This is a genomic window from Rhizobium phaseoli (assembly GCF_003985125.1).
Lineage (GTDB): Bacteria > Pseudomonadota > Alphaproteobacteria > Rhizobiales > Rhizobiaceae > Rhizobium > Rhizobium phaseoli.
The window spans coordinates 208,483-226,129 of sequence record NZ_ML133569.1 but is presented as its reverse complement, the minus strand read 5'-3'; the positions used below and the strand labels follow the sequence as shown (position 1 = coordinate 226,129).

Sequence of the window (17,647 nt, the reverse complement as noted above, 5' to 3'; positions counted from 1 at the left end):
CCTGCCTCGGCGCTTTCGTCACACCGGCACGCGCGGCTCGGATTCCTGCGCGATCGGCGATAGGTGGCGCTTGGCCTCACGATAGAACGTATAGAGGCCGGAAGCGATAACGATCGCAGCGCCGAGCAGCGTCCAACCGTCAGGCACTTCGGCAAAGAAGAAGAAACCAAGCAGCGAGGAGAAGATCAGGCTGGTATAGCGGAAGGGCGCGACGAAGGAGATTTCGCCGGTGCGCATGGCGAGGATCACCGACTGGTAGCCGACGAGCACCAGCACCGAGGCGAGCAGGAGATGGCCGAGCGAGGTGGCGCTGACAGGATGCCAGCCGCCGAGCACGGGGATGAGAAGCGCGCCGAAGAAGGAGATCGAGATTGCGGTGATGACGGTGATCATCAGCGAGGGAATTTCCGGATCGATAGAACGTGTGGCGAGATCGCGGCCTGCCGTCGTCAGCACCGCGCCGACGCAGAGGAGGGCGGCGGCGGTGAAGCCTTCGGGGCCGGGGCGGATGATGATCATGACGCCGACGAGGCCGACGACAATCGCCGACCAGCGCCGCCAGCCGACGGGTTCCCGGAAGAAGAGCGCGGCGCCGAAGGTGACGACCAACGGCAGCGATTGCAGGATGGCCGAGGCATTGGCGATCGGCATCATGCCGAGGGCAGTGATGTAGGTGACGGCCGAGAACATCTCGCAAATGATGCGGAGGATGATGATCGGCTGCAACACAACGCGCCAGGAGCGCAGAGCGCCCACTTTCCTGGCGATCAGATAGACGAGCAGGCTGGTGAAGAGGCCGCGCAGAAACATGATCTCGCCGGCGTTCATATAGGCGACCACCGATTTGGAGAGAGCGTCGCTCGCGGAAAAGCCGGCCATCGCCATGCTCATATAGATGGCGCCCTGAGTGTTGCGTGACCGCGGCATGACGAGATTCCTTTACCTGTGCGTCCCTTCTTAGTCGGGAAGGTGGAGGAAAGGAGTGAGATGAATGCCACACCCGACATAAATCGACGATGCAACGCACAATAGTGCTCACCTTGGCGTAAGCACGCGAAGGGATATTATTGCAACCCGCTCTTTTAAAATGGGAATTTCGATATTCTCTCGGCGGTAATCGCGGCTTGGCCTGATCCGCCATGGAGGTGCTGTCGTCTCTCTTGTTCGCGCGCAGGAAACGGGTGGCTGCCACGCCGGATGTCTGAGATTTGAAGTGCCTCGACAACTGAGGAGAAATCGACATGGCACTTCTGAACGACAAATCCGCTATCATCACCGGCGCCAGCTCCGGCATCGGCCGCGCGGCAGCAAAGGTTTTTGCGCGGGAAGGCGCAAAGCTGGTTATTACAGGAAGACGGCAGGAGGCGCTCGACGCCGTCGTGGCCGAAATCGAGGCTGAGGGCGGACAGGCCGTCGCCGTGTCCGGCGATGTCAGGGACGAGACGCTGCAGATAAGGCTCGTCGAAACGGCTCTTTGGCGTTTCGGCAAGCTCGATATCGCCTTCAACAATGCCGGCGGACTTGGCGAAATGGGGCCGGTCGCCGGGCTGTCGCTGGACGGCTGGCGCGAGACGATCGAGACCAATCTCACCGCCTCCTTCCTTGGCGCCAAGCACCAGTCGGCAGCGATGGGCGAGGGCGGCGGATCGCTGATCTTCACCTCCACCTTCGTCGGCTATACCGCCGGCATGCCGGGCATGGGAGCGTATGCGGCGAGCAAGGCGGGATTGATCGGCCTCGTGCAGGTTCTTGCCGCCGAACTCGCGTCGCGGAAGATCCGCGTCAATGCCCTGCTGCCCGGCGGCACCGATACGCCGGCCGCCATCACCAACGCGCCTGGTGCGACTGAGGAATTGCTTGCTTTTGTCAACGGGCTGCATGCGCTGAAACGTATGGCGCAGCCGGAAGAGATCGCCAATGCGGCGTTGTTCCTGGCCTCCGACCTGTCGAGTTTTGTGACGGGGACGGCGATGCTCGCCGATGGCGGCGTTTCGATCAGTCGGACGTAAGCGAAGGCGGAAATCTGATGAGGATGAGTCACCCGCCCTCGTCCTTCGAGGCCCCTTTCGGGGCACCTCAGGATGAGGGCTGATCGTGGTGCCTGCCGCGTAGCAACATTGCGGGTGTGAATTGCGCCTGCGCCTCCTGCTGAGCTGGGCTGCCACCTATCTCCGACCTCATCCTGAGGTGCCCCCGAAAGGGGCCTCGAAGCACGGGGTCGGCCACCGTCTCTCCTAGGTTCAGGACATGATTAACCCGCCATCGACATTGATCGTCTGGCCGGTGATATAAGCGGCGTCGTCGCTGGCGAGGAAGGTGACCAGGCCGGCGACATCTTCGCCGGTTCCGGCGCGCTTCATCGGGATGCCTTCGACCCATTCCTTCATCAGTTCACCGGGGGCGTAGTTGCCGAGCAGCTTGCCCCAGGCCTGGTCGTTATAGGCCCACATGTCGGTTTCGATGATGCCGGGGCAGAAGGCGTTGACGGTAATCTTTTCGATCGCGACTTCCTTCGCCAGGCTCTGGGTGATGCCGACGACGCCCATTTTCGAGGCGGCGTAGTGCGGGGTGTAGATGAAGCCGTCGCGGGCCTGGCCGGAGGCGGTGTTGATGATGCGGCCGCCGCGCTTGTGCTTGCGCATTCTGGCAATGGCCTCCTGAGCGCAGAGGAAGACGCCTTTGGTGTTGACGGCCATGACCTTGTCCCACTCGTTTTCGGTCATGTCCTCGATGCGGGCGATGGTGATGACGCCGGCATTCTGGATCGAGACATCGACCGCGCCGAATTCCTTTTCTGCGGCATCGTAGAGCGCCTTGACGCTCGCCTTGTCGGTAACGTCGCCGATGAAGGAGATTGCCTTGCCGCCCTCGGCCCGGATCGCTTTGGCAACGCCGTGGACCAGATCCTCGTTCGCCGAGACGACGAGATTGGCGCCCTCGCGCGCAAAGCGCCTTGCGATGGCGGCGCCGATGCCGCGGCTGGCCCCGGTGATGACGACAGTCTTGTTTTCGAAGCGTTTCATGCTCTTTCCTTTCGGGTGTCCGTCGAGGGACGCAAATTCGGCTCAATGAATTCGCGTTGCCTTTGAGCGCCAATGACGACGCCGTGGCCTCAGCTCGTTCGATCAGCGCGAAGGGCGGGCGGACGGCGATATCGCGCCGTCTTGCCCGTTGGTCCCTTCAGCGCCTCGATCTCAGCCAGGGAGGAAGCGAGATCGGTTCATGTTCCAGTTGCCGGCAACGAGCTTTCTCATCCGCATCACCAGCAGCAGAAACCGCCATCGACGAGAAGATCGACGCCGGTGACGAAACTTGCTGCATTCGACAGCAAGAACACCGCCGGACCGACCATCTCGTCAACATCAGCCATGCGTTGCATCGGTGTTTGCTCCTCGAAAAGCTTGGTCTGGTGGACCATCTCCGGACGGGTGTTCATCGGCGTTGCCGTATAGCCGGGGGAGATGGTGTTGACGCGAATGCCGCGGCCGACCCATTCCATCGCCATAGACTTCGACATATGGATCACGCCCGCCTTGGAGGCGTTGTAATGCGCTTGGCTGAGGCCCCGGTTGACGATGACGCCCGACATGGAAGCGATGTTGACGATGGAGCCGCGTCCATTCTTCAGCATGGCGCGGGCCTCGGCCTGGCAGGAAAGAAAGATGCCTTTCAGGTTGATATCCATCAACGTCTGGTATTGATCTTCCTCCATATCTTCTGCCGGGTTCGCGTTGGCGATGCCTGCAGCGTTGACGGCCAGCGTCAAGGCGCCGAGATCCGCTTCGGTTCGTGCGACGGCATCGGCAAGCGAGGATTTGCTCGTCACATCGGCAGCGATCTCGATCGAGCGGCGGCCGGCGGCGCGAATATGTTCAGCTGTCTTCGCCAGTCCATCGTCGGTTCGACGGTCGAGCAGCGCCACATCAGCGCCGCATTGCGCAAGGCCGATGGCAATGCGCTGCCCGATGCCGCTGCCGGCACCGGTGACGATGGCAACCTGGCCGCTAAGGTCGAAAAGCTTCGGGGCGTTCAGAGTGATGTCAGACACCGCTCTTCCTTTCTCTGTCTGTTTAGATGGTCGCTAGCTCCATGACCGAGACGTCATTTGCCTGGTCACGATCGAGGATGCCTGCCTGCTTGCCCTGGGCAAGCACGAGAATGCGATTGGAAATGCCGAGAACTTCCTCGAGGTCGGAGCTTACGACAATGACCGCCACACCCTGTTTGGCAAGGTCGACGATGATGTCGTAGATGCCCGCGCGGGCGCCGACGTCGATGCCGCGCGTCGGTTCGTCGAGGACGACGACCTTGGGATCGCGCAAGAGCCACTTGGCGATCACGACCTTCTGCTGGTTGCCGCCGGAAAGATCGGAAGCGTATTGCTCGGCGCGGCCCTTGACGCCGAATTTGGCAACGGCCTTTTCCGCGAAGGAGCGCTTGATGCGCGGCGTAATCCAGCCACCGCCGAGTTTATCCAGATTGGCATAGATGATGTTTTCGCTGATCCGGTGCCCGACGATCAGGCCTTGCTCCTTGCGATCTTCCGGAACCATCACGATGCCTTTGGCGATCGCGTCGGCCGGGTCACGCAGCCTGAGTTCCTCGCCTGCCAGCTTGATCGAACCCGCGCTGATCGGATCCGCTCCCGAAATCGCACGCACCAGTTCGGTGCGGCCGGCGCCGACCAGTCCGGCGATGCCGAGAATTTCTCCGGCCCGCACCTCGAAGGTAACGTCACGGAAAGAGTCATCAGGCGAGCTCAGCCCAGAGACCTCCAGGACCGGGCGCTCCGTCGGAATGGGCAGGGTAGGGAACAGGCGATCAAGCGGGCGTCCGACCATGCTCTCGACGATCGTTCGCACCGGGGTGGCGCTGTCTGAGAATTCCTGCACCCGCTCCCCGTCGCGAAGAACGACGATCCGGTCGGTGATCTGCTTGATCTCTTCCATGCGGTGGGAAATGTAGACGATGCCCACACCTTCCGAGCGAAGCTTGCGAACCTGTTCGAACAGGGCTTCCGTCTCCGCGCCGCCGAGGGCGGCTGTCGGTTCATCGAGAATCAGGAGCTTGGCGTTGAGAGCCAGCGCCTTGGCGATCTCGATGAGCTGTTGATTTGCGGTGGAAAGGCCGGCGACCATCCGTGTGGCCGGTATATGGAGGTTCAAACGCGCGAGCTGGTCCTGGGCCCGGCGAACCATCTGAGCCCGGTCGACGACGCCGTTCTTCATCGGCCAGCGTCCGATGAAGACGTTTTCCGCGATCGACAGCTGCGGCAGAAGCTGCAGTTCCTGATGGATCAGGACGACGCCCTTGTCGATCGCTTCGCGTGGGGTGGCCGGGGCATAAGGCTGCCCCAGCCATGTCATCGATCCCTCGGAGGGTGTGCGTGAACCGGCAATGATGCCCGACAGTGTCGACTTGCCTGCTCCGTTTTCACCGAGAAGTGCGACCACTTCACCGGGGTAGACGTCCAGGCTGACATTCTTCAGCACCTGGAGCGGCCCATACCACTTGGATATGCCCCTCAGGGAAAGAACGGGATCAGTCACGGCACACCTCCTCAAGACCTCGGCTTCATTAGAGCGCCGTGCGTCCTTTCGGACGCACAAAGGACGCTAGGGATGGTTGGCGATGAAGCCTGCGACGTTTTCCTTGGTTGTCAGCGTGGCATCCAAGAGCTGTACCGGCGGTACTTTTTCACCGGCGACAAGCTTGGCGGCGTTTTCGACTGCGTCGCGGCCCATTTTCTGGGTCTGCTGGGTCGCCGTCACGTTGAAGACGCCCTTGCTGAGGGCTTCGAGAGCCGCGGTATCGCCGTCGAAGCCGCCGACCACGATCTTCTGCGAGGGATTGGCGACCTTGATCGCCTGCGCGGCGCCAAGTGCGAGACCATCGGCCTGTGCGAAGACGATTGAGACGTCGGGGTTTGCCTGCAGCATATTCTGCATGATCTGAAAGCCCTCGTCCTGGCTCCAGATGTTCGAATATTGTTCGGCGACGACCTTGACATCCGGATAGGCCTTGAGCGATTCACCGCAGCCCTTCGAGCGATCGACTTCCGGCGTCGTGCCCTTCTGGCCGTGGATGATGACCATCTTCCCCTTGCCGCCGGCTTCCTTCAGGATGTAGTCGCACACCGCCTTGGCAGAGGCGACGGAATCGGTCGCGAGGAAAGTATCGCCGGGCGCGCCTTCGGCGTTGCGGTCGACGTTGACGACCGGAATGCCGGCGTTCTTCGCGAGCTTGACCGGAACGGTCGCCGCTGCCGCACCTGCCGGAATGTAGATCAGCGCGTCGATTTTCTGGGTCAGAAGATCCTGGATCTGATTGACCTGCGTCGGCCCGTCGCCCTTCGCGTCGACCGTGATGACTTCGATGCCACGCTTCTTGGCTTCGGCCTCGACCGATTGCTTGATCTGGTTGAAGAAGTTTGCCTGAAGGTTGGCAACGGCCAGGCCGAGCTTCTTCAGTTCCGCCGCGTGTACGGGACCGAGCATGAGACCGAGCAGTGCAGCGGACGCGAACATGGTGCGCGCAATTTTCATTGTAGTTCCTCCGTTTTTTGATGGACCCTAGGGTATGTCCTCCCCCTGGGGTTATTGATCCGCCCCGAATTTCCGGGACGGAATTCCGTGTCCGCCAACGCGGCGGAGCATGCGCGTCAGGCGCGACGCCGACGAATGGTCTCTGCGCCGACCGCGAGCACGATGACGATCCCGATGATCACCTGCTGCAGGAAGGGCGAGACGTTGAGAAGGTTGAGGCCGTTGCGAAGCACACCGATGATCAGGACGCCGATCAATGTTCCCCCGATGCCGCCCGCGCCGCCGGAGAGCGATGTCCCGCCGATGACGACCGCGGCGATGGTGTCCAGTTCATAGCCCAGGCCGCTGGACGGCTGGACAGAATCCAGGCGGGCGGCGAGCACGATGCCTGCGAGCCCCGCAAGGACGGCGCTCACGACATAGACTGATATCGTCACCAGCGGAACGTTGATGCCGGCCAGTCGCGCGACTTCGGGGTTGCCGCCGACCGCATAGAGCATGCGTCCTTCGGAGCGGAAGTGCAGGAAGAGCCACGCCGCAAGAACGACCGCGAGCATGAGGAAGACCGTGGCAGTCATGACGCCGAAATGGCGATCGATCGCCAGCATCATGAACCAGTCGGGGAAGCCGACGATCTGCTGACCGTCCGTGATCATGTTCGCAACGCCGCGCGCCGCCGACATCATCGCAAGCGTGGCGATGAAGGCAGGAACCCTGAACTGCGTCACCAGAAGCCCGACGATCAGGCCTGAAATAGCCGAAGCGATCAGGGCAAAGGCGATGCCGACGGGCAGCGGCAGACCGGCGACGTTGGCCGTCCAGCCCATGACCATCATCGCCAGGGCGAGGGCCGAGCCGACGGACAGATCGATGCCGCCGATCAGGATGACGAAGGTCATTCCGACCGCCATGATGCCGAGGACGGTGATCTGGTCGAGAATATTGAGGCCGTTTCGAACCGAAAGAAACGTGTCTGTGCTGAAGCTCAGAAAGATGCACAGCGCGAGCAATCCCACGAGCGGACCGGTCGCTCCCTTGAGCTTACCGAGCCAAGCGCCGGACGAAAGCCTGTGTTCATTGATATCGAGCGCCACCATTGCTCCTCCCATGCCTAGGCTTGTATCCGATATTTGTGCAAGCTAGAATAATTATTCACCATTGCTGGAAAATTCATTAACAACTTGCTTTCCTGCTGTCAACTCTATTTGTACCGGCATATCCTCATGAGCGCCTCGTTTGGAGGCTTGACTAATCGGTGTGTTGTGCAAAAATATCGATAAGTGAATATTTATGCATAAAGAGGAACCCTATGGATACGACAGAACTTGAGCGCATCGCCCGCGAGATCCGATTGCGCGATCTCCAGGCGGTCTTTGAAGCGGGCGCCGGCCATATTGGCGGGGAGATGTCGGTCATCGACATTTTGACCGCGCTCTATTTTCGTGTGCTGAATGTCTGGCCGGACCAGCCGAAGCATCCCGACCGCGACAGGTTCGTTCTTTCAAAGGGACATACGGCTTGCGCCCTCTATGTGACGCTCGCAAAACGCGGCTTCATCCCGGAGGAGGAGATTTCCACCTTCCTGCAGCCGCATTCGAGGCTGAACGGGCATCCGAACTGCAACAAGGTTCCTGGCGTCGAAACGAATACCGGTCCGCTTGGCCACGGCCTTCCGGTCGCGGTGGGAATGGCGAAAGCCGCCAAGCTCTCGGGCGCTGGATATCGCACCTATGTCGTTACCGGCGACGGTGAGATGCAGGAGGGTTCCAACTGGGAAGCGATCATGGCGGCAGCCCAGTTCAGGCTCGACAACTTGACCTTGATCATCGATCACAACAGGTTTCAGCAGGGTGCTGCGCTTGCCGAAACCAACGATCTCGCTCCGCTTCGTCCGAAGCTCGAAGCCTTCGGCTGGGAAGTCACCGAGATCGACGGCAACAATATGCGCGAGATCGTTCCGGCTCTCGAACGCCGGGGTTCAGGACCGCACTGCATCGTCGCCCACACCAACAAGGGCCATGGAATCTCCTTCATGCAGGACCGGGTCGAGTGGCACCATAAGGTGCCAAGTAGGGAACAATACGAAATCGCATTGGCAGAATTGTCGGAGGCACTGTAATGAACGCGCCAGTAAACCCACCCAAGCTCCACGATTGCCGCGACGCATTCGCCTCTACGCTCGAGCGGCTGGCAGCCGAAAACGAAACGATCGTCGCGGTCTGCAACGACTCGGTCGGTTCCTCCAAGCTCGGCGGCTTCAAGTCGAGGTTTCCGGAGCGCCTCGTCAATGTCGGCATCGCGGAGCAGAACATGGTCGGCGTCGGAGCAGGGCTCGCCAATGGCGGGCGGCTGCCCTTCGTGTGCGGCGCTGCTCCGTTTCTCACGGGCCGGTCGCTGGAGCAGATCAAGGCCGACATTTCCTACTCGAACGCCAACGTCAAGCTGGTAGGCATTTCATCCGGCATGGCCTATGGCGAACTCGGTCCGACTCATCACTCGATCGAAGACTTCGCCTGGACGCGCGTATTGCCCAATCTCCCGGTCATCGCGCCTTGCGACCGGATCGAAACCGCTGCTGCCGTTGCCTGGGCGGCGACCTACAACGGGCCCTGTTTCCTGCGTCTGTCACGGGTCGGAGTGCCCGACCTTCTTCCGGAGGGGCATAGGTTCGAACTCGGCAAGGCGAATCTCCTGCGCCAGGGTTCCGACGTCACTCTGATCGCCAACGGCACCTTGACGCATCGCATCGTGAAGGCTGCCGAGATTCTCGCCGAACGCGGCATCGATGCCAGGGTGCTCAATCTCGCAACGGTTCGTCCGATCGACGAGGAGGCCATCATTACCGCCGCTCGGGAAACCGGAGCGATCGTCACGGCCGAAGAGCATTCGATCTTTGGCGGGCTCGGCTCCGCGGTGGCTGAAGTGGTGGTCGACAATGCTCCAGTGCCGATGAAGCGTCTCGGCGTTCCCGGCGTCTACGCCCCGACCGGTTCGGCAGAGTTCCTGCTCGACGAATACGGGATGTCGCCATCCGCCATCGCCGACGCCGCACAGGCGCTGATCAAGCGCAAGTAACTGGGATCACGTGAGGCGGCCGGGGCACATTTTGCCGCTGCGGCCGCCGCCTGATCTGTGGAGGATAGAATGCGGGCAATTCTGGCAATCGACCAGGGTACGACCAATTCAAAGGCAGTTCTCGTTTCCGAAAAGGGAGAAATTGTCCGCCGGGGTTCGGCGCCGGTCGGCATCTCCTATCCGAGGGAGGGCTGGGTCGAACAAGATCCACGCCGGCTTTACGCCTCGGTCTGCGAAGCGATCGACGCATGCCTGAAGACCAGCCCCGACGTGACGATCGAGGCGGTCGCTATTTCCAACCAGCGCGAGTCCGTTACCGCGTGGGATGCTGAAACAGGAGAACCGCTTGGACCGGTCGTCAGCTGGCAGTGCCGTCGAACGGCGCAGGATTGCGAACGTCTGATTGCCGACGGCCACCTCGGCCGTGTGCAGGCGCTGACCGGCCTGCCATTGGATCCGATGTTCCCCGGTTCGAAATTCCGATGGCTGCTCGACCGGATTCCTGCCGGGCGGCCGGTGCGGCTGGGAACGATCGACAGCTGGCTCGTCCACTGCCTGACGGGCGGGCGCCGGCATGTCTGCGACGCTTCGAACGCCGCCAGGAGCCAGTTGTTCGACCTGCGGGAACAGAAATGGAGCGAGGAACTCGGCGAGATCTTCGGCGTCGATATCGCGCTGCTGCCCGAGGTGCTCGACAGCTCTGCCGATTTCGGCAGGACGCAAGGATTGCCTGGGGTGCCGGACGGCACGCCTATAATGGCCGCGATCGGAGACAGTCACGCAGCCCTGTTCGGCCATGGCGCATTCAAGCCGGGCGACGGCAAGGTGACCTTCGGAACCGGCTCTTCGGTCATGACGACGCTGCCGCAATTCATTGCCCCGCGCAACGGCGTTACAACCACCGTCGCATGGCGGATCGGGGGGGAGCCGACTTTAGCTTTCGAGGGCAATATCCTCGTTTGCGCCGCCAGCCTTCCCTGGATGGCGGACATTCTCGGCCTGGCTGACGTCGCCGCGCTTGTCGAACTTGCGGCGAGCGCCGAGCCGGGCGCGCCTGGCTTCGTGCCGGCGTTCGTGGGGCTTGGTGCGCCTTATTGGAATTCCGATGCCCGTGCTTTGTTCTCCCAGATCAACTTCAAGACGACACGCGCGCAGATGGCACGGTCGGTAACCGATTCCATCGCCTTCCAGGTGCATGATGTGATCGCGGCCATGCGGGCGCAAAGCGGCGGCGCGCTCGGGGCGCTCTATGTGGATGGGGGACCGAGCCAGAACCGCTTCCTGATGCAGTGCGTCTCAAACCTCATCGAGCATCCCGTGATCCAATGCGAAGCACCCGAGGCGTCGGCTCTCGGCGCTGCTTATCTGGCGGGGCTCTCCCTCGGCTTGTGGAGCGATCTCCGTGTTGTCTCGGAGCTGCCGCGAACCACCCGAACCATTGAGCCGCAAGCCGTGGATCGAGCGGCCCTTCTGGCGACCTGGAATGATGCGCTTGCCCGCTCGACGTCCCGCGAAACACAGGCTAAAGGTGAATAAAAATTCACTCCGGGATCAGCGATGACTCGCCTCAACGAACTCCGCCTCATTTCAAGGGTCGCCCAGATGTACCACATCGAGGGGCGGCGGCAGGCGGAGATCGCACAGCACCTTCGCCTGTCGCAGGCGACGGTATCGCGCATGCTCAAGCGTGCCGAGGCTGAAGATATCGTCCGAACCAGCGTCATCCCCCCCGTCGGCACCTATAGCGAGCTCGAGGGCGCGCTTCGCGAGAAATACGATCTGCCGGAGGCGATCGTCGTCGAATGCACGGAAGACCGGGACGGGGCCATTATGGCCCGGATCGGCGAGGCGGCGGCACATCTCCTTGAGGTGACGCTTGCGCCGGGGGAGATCATCGGCGTTTCGAGCTGGAGCCAGACCATCTTCAAGATGGTCGAGAACATTCACCCGCAGAAGAGCTCTCAGGCGAAGTATGTCGTCCAGACCCTGGGCGGCATGGGCGATCCTTCCGTGCAGACGCATGCGACGCAGCTGACCACGCGGCTTGCGCGACTGACCGGCGCCGAGCCGAAACTGCTCCCCGTGCAGGGTGTTACGACATCAAGAGAGGCAAAACTTCTGATGCAGGCCGACCCGTTCGTCCGCGAGACCATGGACCTGTTCGGCAGCATAACGCTGGCGATCGTCGGCATTGGAGCCGTCGAACCTTCCGAACTTCTCGCTCGGTCCGGCAATATCTTTTCCTCGCGCGAACTCTCCGATCTGGCCGAAGCGGGAGCCGTCGGCGATATCTCGCTGCGCTTCTTCGATAGGAACGGCAAGCCGGTCAAGACGCCTCTGGACGACCGGGTTATTGGGCTGCCACTTGAGGATCTCGAACGGGTGGACCGGGTCATTGCTCTGGCCGGCGGTGCCAAAAAGACCGACGCTATTGCAGGTGCGCTGCGCGTCGGGGTTATCGATATGCTGGTTACGGACAAATTTACGGCGCAGCGATTGATCGACTGATGTGCTGAGGCATCCTCCACGGGTCCTCATCCTGAGATGTGATCCGCGGGATCGCCTCGAAGGATGCCGCCGCTGTCTTCCTCAAGATGGTTGCGCCTTGGCGGGAGCGCCCGCCTCGTCCTTCGAGGCTTCACCCTACGGGCTGCGCACCTCAGGATGAGGCTCTCTCGGGCCATGACGCTTCACGATGCGCTGTCTTTCGCGCTGGTCCGCCAGCGTCAATGCGCCGTCCCATCCACGATCACATGATCGTGGTCCATCGAGCATTTCTCCACCCGGGCTTGGACCCTGTAAATCTCCCGCAGCATCTCCGAGGTGACGACATCCCTTGGGGCGCCGCAGGCGCGCATGCGGCCGTTGGCGATGAGGAGGACTTTGTCGGCGAAGCGCAGCGCCTGGTTGAGGTCGTGGATGGCGATGAGGACGATCATGCCTTTGGCGCGGGCTCGGCGGCGCATGAAGTCGAGGACTTCGACCTGGCGGTGGAGGTCGAGGGCGCTGGTTGGTTCGTCCATCAGCATGATTTCCGGCTCGCGGACCAGCGCCTGGGCGATGGAGACGAGCTGGCGCTGGCCGCCGGAGAGGGCGCCGAGATCGCGGAAGGCCAGGGCGGTGATATCGAGCGCCGCCATGATCTCGTCGATGAAGCGCAGGTCGTTATCGCCGACAGCCCAGGACTGGCCTTGCTTGCGGGCGAGCAGAATGGATTCGTAGACGGTCAGCACCGCGTTCGCCGAGGTATCCTGCGGCATATAGCTGATGGCGTTCTTCGCCTTCGAACCTTCGACGACGACATCGCCCGGCCCCTTGAGCAGGCCGGTGATGCGCTTGAAGAGGGTAGACTTGCCGGCAGCGTTCGGGCCGATGACCGCGACGATCTCGCCCGATTTCAATACCGGCGTGGTCACATCTTCGACGAAGAGCCTGCGGCCGTGATAGGCGCCGACCGACTGTAACTGAAGGGCTACCATGACCGGCTCCTGTTCGAGAGGATGAGCGAGAAGAAGAAGGGCACGCCGACCAGCGCGGTGATGATGCCGATCGGGAAGACGACGCCGGGAATGATCGACTTCGAGACGATCGAGGTCAGTGACAGGAGCAGCGCGCCTGACAGGATCGAGCCCGGCAGGAAGAAGCGCTGATCCTCGCCGAGGATCATGCGTGCGATATGCGGGCCGACGAGGCCGATGAAACCGATGGTGCCGACAAAGCTGACGGGCACGGCGGCAAGCAGCGAGACGACGAGCGTGGTTTCCAGCCGGATGCGGCGGACATCGACGCCGAAGCTTGCGGCCTTGTCCTCGCCGAGGCGGATGGCGGTCAGCGCCCAGGCATTGCGGGCGAAGAGCGGCAGGGCAATCAGCAGAACGGCGAGCGTCACCCAGATCTTCGACCATGTGGCCTTGGTGAGGCTGCCCATCGTCCAGAAGACGACGGCCGACAGCGCCTGTTCGGAAGCGAGATATTGAAGGAAGGCGAGGGCTGCGTTGAAGGTGAAGACCAGGGCGATGCCGAGCAGGACCACCGTTTGCACTGAGACGCCGCGGGCCTGCGAGACGAAATGGATGAAAAGCGTGGCGATCAGCGCCATGATGAAGGCGTTGACCGGCACGAGCAGGCCGGCGGCGACAGGCAGCAGTGGCACGCTGGTGACGATCGCGAGTGCGGCGCCGAAGCTTGCCGCGGCCGAGATGCCGAGCGTGAAGGGACTGGCGAGCGGATTGGCGAGGATCGTCTGCATCTGCGCGCCGGCGACGGAAAGTGAGGCGCCGACGACGATCGCCATGACGGCGACCGGCATGCGGATGTCCCAGACGACGGCACGGATCTGATCGGAAACCGAAGACGGGTCGAGGAGGGCGGAGACGACCTCGCCGAGACTATAGCGGGCCGGCCCCCAGGCGAGATCGACGGCGAAGGACAGACATAGTGCTGCCGTCATGGCGAAAAGGATCAGCAGCTTGCGCCGGGCGAGGGCGCGGTAGCGCTCCCTCCCGGCTTCCACGTCGATCGAATGTGCGGCGATCTCGGCCATTGCGATTTACTGGCCGGCCTTGGCGTCGACCCAGTAACCCGGCTGATAGGCGACCGGCAGGAATTTCTTGTGGAATTCCTTGAAGGTGGCATCCGGGTCGAGATCGGCGAAGAGGTTCGGATGGAACCACTTTGCCAGCTGCTGGACGGCGACGAACTGATAGGGGCTGGTATAGAACTGGTGCCAGATCGCATGAACATTGCCGCCGGCCACCGCCTTGGAGCCGGTGAAGGCGGGGTTTTCCATCAGCGTGATCAATGCCTTGCGGCTGTCGCCGAGGGTGGCAGCGGCGTTCGGGCCGACATTGACGAAATCCTTGGCATCCTTGGTCTGGCTCCAGTTGGAGCCGGTGACGACGATGACCTCCGGATTGGAGGCGACGACCTGTTCGGCATTGATCGAGCCGGTATAACCCGGCAGGAAATCTGAGCCGAGATTGTGGCCGCCGGCCAAATCGACCATCAGGCCGAAATTATCGGGGCCGAAGGTGCCGCAGCATTCCACCAGGCCGGCGGCGCGATACATGAAGACATTCGGCTCCGGCGGATTGGCGGCCTTCAGCCTGTCGGTGACGCGCGCCATCTGCTCTTTCCAGTAGGCGGCGACGGCTTCAGCGCGGTCCTCATGGCCGAAGAGCTTGCCGAGGATCTTCAGGCTCGGCTCGGTGTTGGCGAGGATATGCTCGCGGAAATCGATGTAGACGATCTTCACGCCGATGCCGGCGAGCATGTCTTCGAGTTTGACTTCGTCGGCCGCCGTCTTGTTGCCGATCGGCAGCAGCAGCACATCGGGATGAAGCTTGACGACCGTCTCGGTCTGCAGCGTGCCGTCGGTCAGATTGCCGAGGAAAGGCAGATCCTTGCCTTTAGGAAACTTCTCGACATAGGCATTGAAGCCGTCCTTGTCGGTGGTCCAGAGATCGTTGCGCCAGCCGACGATCTTGGCGAAGGGATCGTCCTTCTCGATTGGCGCGACAGCGTAGAGCATGCGGCCTTCCCCAAGGATCACACGCTCGACCGGCTTGTCGAAGGCCACTTCACGGCCGGCGACATCCTTGATGGTGAAGGACTGCGCCCAGGCCGAAAGCGGCATCAAACCGGCAATCGCAGCTGCGGACACTACGAGCATTTTCACGAAACTCATCTGGAAATTCCCCTGACGTCTGAATAATGTCCGCAGGCATAAGAAATATGACTTTGTGAATCAAGTTATATGTTTTAGAGCATTTCCAAACTGATCCGACGCCGGGGCACTTGAGATGAATTCGATGAATACAAATTATTCCATCCGCGATGAAATCCGCGATTTTTGGTCGGAAAGGGCGGCGACGTTCGACCAGAGCGTCGGCCATGAAATCTTTTCGGAAGGCGAGCGGAAAGGCTGGCAGCGGCTGATCCGGAAGCATCTCGGCGAGGGGCAAGGGCGCGCTGCCCTCGATCTTGCCTGCGGCACCGCAGTCATCTCGCACCTGATGAACGATGTCGGTTTCAAGGTCACCGGGTTGGACTGGTCGGACGCGATGCTGGCGCAGGCGCGCGCCAAGGCGAAGAAGCGCGGCACCGATATCCGCTTCGTTTCCGGCGACGCCGAGAATACGATGGAGCCGCGGGACAGCTACGACGTTATCACCAACCGGCATCTCGTCTGGACGCTGGTGGACCCAGCCTCGGCCTTCAAGGAATGGTTTGCGGTGTTGAAGCCGGGTGGCAAGGTGCTGATCCTCGACGGCAATATGGGCAAGGAGACTTGGGTCAAGGGCCTGCAGAAACTTTGGACGAAGATATCAGGCAAGCCGGCGGCGAGCCATATGTCGCCGGAGATGATGGCGCGGCACCAGAAGATCCGCTCGCGCGTGCATTTCTCCCATGACATGCCGGCCGAAGCGGTCGTCGAGCTTCTGCGCCAGGCCGGCTTTACGGATATCGTGGTCGACCGCAAGCTCGGAGATATTCATTGGGCGCAGGCGCGCAAGATGCCGTTTCTGCGCGGGCTGGAGCGCATGGTGCAGGAGCGGTTTGCGATTTGTGCGCGTAAGCCGGGATGATGGGGATGGCGTTGCGGCAAATTTGCTTTCTCCCCAGCGGAAAGATGCCCGGCAGAGCAAGGGAGCGAGTGCGCTGAGCGTTTGCGAGGGCAATAGAGGGCGTGCCGTGCGGCCCCCTCATCTGCCTGCCGGCATCTTCTCCCCGCTGGGGAGAAGAGGGAGCAAACCGCACCGTATCCCGGCCCTTCGCTTAACCTCAGGGCGTTCGACGCTGCGATCGATTCACTGGATCGATGCTCCCCGCTTCGCGAGACCGCATCTCACCCACCGGTGACACTCATGTGCCGCGCCACGGCCGGGCGATTATGCGTCCGGTCGATGATGAAGTCGTGGCCCTTGGGCTTGCCGGTGATGGCCTCGTCGATGGCGGCGTGGAGGAGGGCGTCGTCTTCGGTGGCGCGCAGTGCGGCTCTGAGATCGGCGGCGTCGTTCTGGCCGAGGCACATGTAGAGCGTGCCGGTGCAGGTGAGGCGGACGCGATTGCAGCTCTCGCAGAAATTATGGGTCATCGGCGTGATGAAGCCGAGGCGGCCGCCGGTTTCTTCGACCCTGACGTACCGCGCCGGGCCGCCGGTCTGGTAATCGATCTCGGTCAGCGTGAACTGACGTTCGAGATCGGCGCGGAGCTCGGAGAGCGGCAAGTATTGGTCGGTGCGGTCCTCGTCGATTTCGCCCATCGGCATGGTCTCGATGACGGTCAAATCCATGCCGCGGCCATGGGCGAAGCGCAGCAGATCCGGCATTTCGGCGGCGTTGAAATCCTTGAGCGCCACGGCGTTGAGCTTGATCCTGATACCGGCCTTCTGGGCGGCGTCGATGCCTTCCATGACCTTGGCGAAATCGCCCCAGCGGGTGATCTTGCGGAACTTGTCGGGATCGAGCGTATCGAGCGAGACGTTGATGCGGCGTACGCCGCACTCATAGAGTTCTTCGGCATGGCGCGACAGCTGTGAGCCATTGGTGGTTAGCGTCAGCTCGTCGAGGCCGGCGCCGATCTTTTCGCCGAGCTGGCGCACGAGATACATGATGTTCTTGCGCACCAGTGGCTCACCGCCGGTCAGCCGGATCTTCCTCACGCCCTTGGCGATAAAGGCGGAACAGAGCCGGTCCAACTCTTCCAGCGTCAGCAGATCCTTCTTCGGCAGGAAGGTCATATTCTCGGCCATGCAATAGGTGCAGCGGAAATCGCAGCGGTCGGTGACGGAGACGCGGAGATAGGTGACTGCCCGGCCGAAAGGGTCGATCATCGGACGTGCATCCGCCGTAAGCGGCGATGCGTTGCCTGTCGTTCCTATTCTCGTATTCACCAATTCCTCCGCAGCCGGATCTGAGGCGTGCCAGACCGAATGCCTGCCTGTTTTCAAGCGATATCTTTCTATTTGTGCATATGTGATTGCGCCGTCAAGGGAAACGGGATTTCGCACACGCTAATTTGCGCTT

The 17,647-nt window shown here is 61.7% G+C and carries 16 protein-coding genes; 6 read left to right on the top strand and 10 right to left on the bottom strand.

Annotation, left to right across the window (positions count from 1 at the left end):
- Positions 1-18 precede the first annotated feature (18 nt).
- Positions 19-927, bottom strand: a complete 909-nt coding sequence (locus EFD56_RS11010) for a DMT family transporter (RefSeq protein ID WP_010003610.1) — start codon at positions 925-927, stop codon at positions 19-21.
- A 314-nt stretch (positions 928-1,241) separates the two neighbouring features.
- On the opposite strand from EFD56_RS11010, the gene EFD56_RS11005 reads away from it, so the two are divergent.
- Entirely contained in the window at positions 1,242-2,009 is a 768-nt protein-coding gene (locus EFD56_RS11005) for an SDR family oxidoreductase (RefSeq protein WP_126905233.1), read from the top strand.
- Positions 2,010-2,240: 231 nt separating this feature from the next.
- Here EFD56_RS11005 and EFD56_RS11000 read toward each other — a convergent pair whose 3' ends face one another.
- The 5 genes from EFD56_RS11000 to EFD56_RS10980 form a co-directional block, all read right to left on the bottom strand.
- A complete protein-coding gene (locus EFD56_RS11000; protein WP_126905232.1) occupies positions 2,241-3,023 on the bottom strand; it encodes a glucose 1-dehydrogenase in 783 nt (260 codons plus the stop codon).
- A 236-nt stretch (positions 3,024-3,259) separates the two neighbouring features.
- Positions 3,260-4,048, bottom strand: a complete 789-nt coding sequence (locus EFD56_RS10995) for an SDR family oxidoreductase (RefSeq protein ID WP_037139756.1) — start codon at positions 4,046-4,048, stop codon at positions 3,260-3,262.
- A gap of 22 nt (positions 4,049-4,070) precedes the next feature.
- Positions 4,071-5,549, bottom strand: a complete 1,479-nt coding sequence (locus tag EFD56_RS10990; RefSeq protein WP_126905231.1) for a sugar ABC transporter ATP-binding protein — start codon at positions 5,547-5,549, stop codon at positions 4,071-4,073.
- A 66-nt stretch (positions 5,550-5,615) separates the two neighbouring features.
- Positions 5,616-6,545, bottom strand: a complete 930-nt coding sequence (locus EFD56_RS10985) for a sugar ABC transporter substrate-binding protein (RefSeq protein WP_077989274.1) — start codon at positions 6,543-6,545, stop codon at positions 5,616-5,618.
- Between the two features lie 116 nt (positions 6,546-6,661).
- A complete protein-coding gene (locus EFD56_RS10980; protein WP_012484068.1) occupies positions 6,662-7,642 on the bottom strand; it encodes an ABC transporter permease in 981 nt (326 codons plus the stop codon).
- Between the two features lie 212 nt (positions 7,643-7,854).
- Here EFD56_RS10980 and EFD56_RS10975 point away from each other — a divergent pair, with 212 nt between their 5' ends.
- The 4 genes from EFD56_RS10975 (at position 7,855) to EFD56_RS10960 (ending at position 12,128) form a co-directional block, all read left to right on the top strand.
- Positions 7,855-8,664 (top strand): transketolase, encoded by an 810-nt coding sequence (locus tag EFD56_RS10975; protein ID WP_126905230.1) that lies wholly within the window; start codon positions 7,855-7,857, stop codon positions 8,662-8,664.
- Positions 8,664-9,620, top strand: coding sequence for a transketolase family protein (locus EFD56_RS10970; RefSeq protein WP_126905229.1), 957 nt, complete (start codon positions 8,664-8,666; stop codon positions 9,618-9,620). The genes EFD56_RS10975 and EFD56_RS10970 overlap by 1 nt, the downstream gene beginning before the upstream one ends.
- Positions 9,621-9,689: 69 nt before the next feature.
- The gene (locus tag EFD56_RS10965) at positions 9,690-11,156 is read left to right on the top strand and encodes an FGGY family carbohydrate kinase (RefSeq protein ID WP_126905228.1); all 1,467 of its coding nucleotides are present in this window, start codon (positions 9,690-9,692) and stop codon (positions 11,154-11,156) included.
- Between the two features lie 21 nt (positions 11,157-11,177).
- The gene (locus tag EFD56_RS10960) at positions 11,178-12,128 is read left to right on the top strand and encodes a sugar-binding transcriptional regulator (protein WP_126905227.1); all 951 of its coding nucleotides are present in this window, start codon (positions 11,178-11,180) and stop codon (positions 12,126-12,128) included.
- 218 nt (positions 12,129-12,346) lie between these two features.
- On the opposite strand, the gene EFD56_RS10955 is transcribed toward EFD56_RS10960, so the two are convergent.
- Genes EFD56_RS10955 through EFD56_RS10945 form a run of 3 tightly spaced genes read right to left on the bottom strand, consistent with a single transcriptional unit; the run spans position 12,347 to position 15,306 of the window.
- Complete coding sequence (locus EFD56_RS10955; protein ID WP_126905226.1) at positions 12,347-13,099, bottom strand: ABC transporter ATP-binding protein; 753 nt, start codon at positions 13,097-13,099, stop codon at positions 12,347-12,349.
- Entirely contained in the window at positions 13,093-14,163 is a 1,071-nt protein-coding gene (locus EFD56_RS10950) for a FecCD family ABC transporter permease (protein ID WP_126905225.1), read from the bottom strand. Before EFD56_RS10950 ends, EFD56_RS10955 begins: the two co-directional genes overlap by 7 nt.
- Before the next feature lie 6 nt (positions 14,164-14,169).
- Entirely contained in the window at positions 14,170-15,306 is a 1,137-nt protein-coding gene (locus EFD56_RS10945; RefSeq protein ID WP_126905224.1) for an ABC transporter substrate-binding protein, read from the bottom strand.
- A 115-nt stretch (positions 15,307-15,421) separates the two neighbouring features.
- On the opposite strand from EFD56_RS10945, the gene EFD56_RS10940 reads away from it, so the two are divergent.
- On the top strand, positions 15,422-16,207 hold the full coding sequence (locus EFD56_RS10940) for a class I SAM-dependent methyltransferase (RefSeq protein WP_037139737.1): 786 nt from the start codon (positions 15,422-15,424) through the stop codon (positions 16,205-16,207).
- A 260-nt stretch (positions 16,208-16,467) separates the two neighbouring features.
- Here the strand turns inward: EFD56_RS10940 and moaA are convergent, their stop codons facing one another.
- A complete protein-coding gene (gene moaA / locus EFD56_RS10935; RefSeq protein ID WP_126905223.1) occupies positions 16,468-17,514 on the bottom strand; it encodes a GTP 3',8-cyclase MoaA in 1,047 nt (348 codons plus the stop codon).
- Positions 17,515-17,647 lie beyond the last annotated feature (133 nt).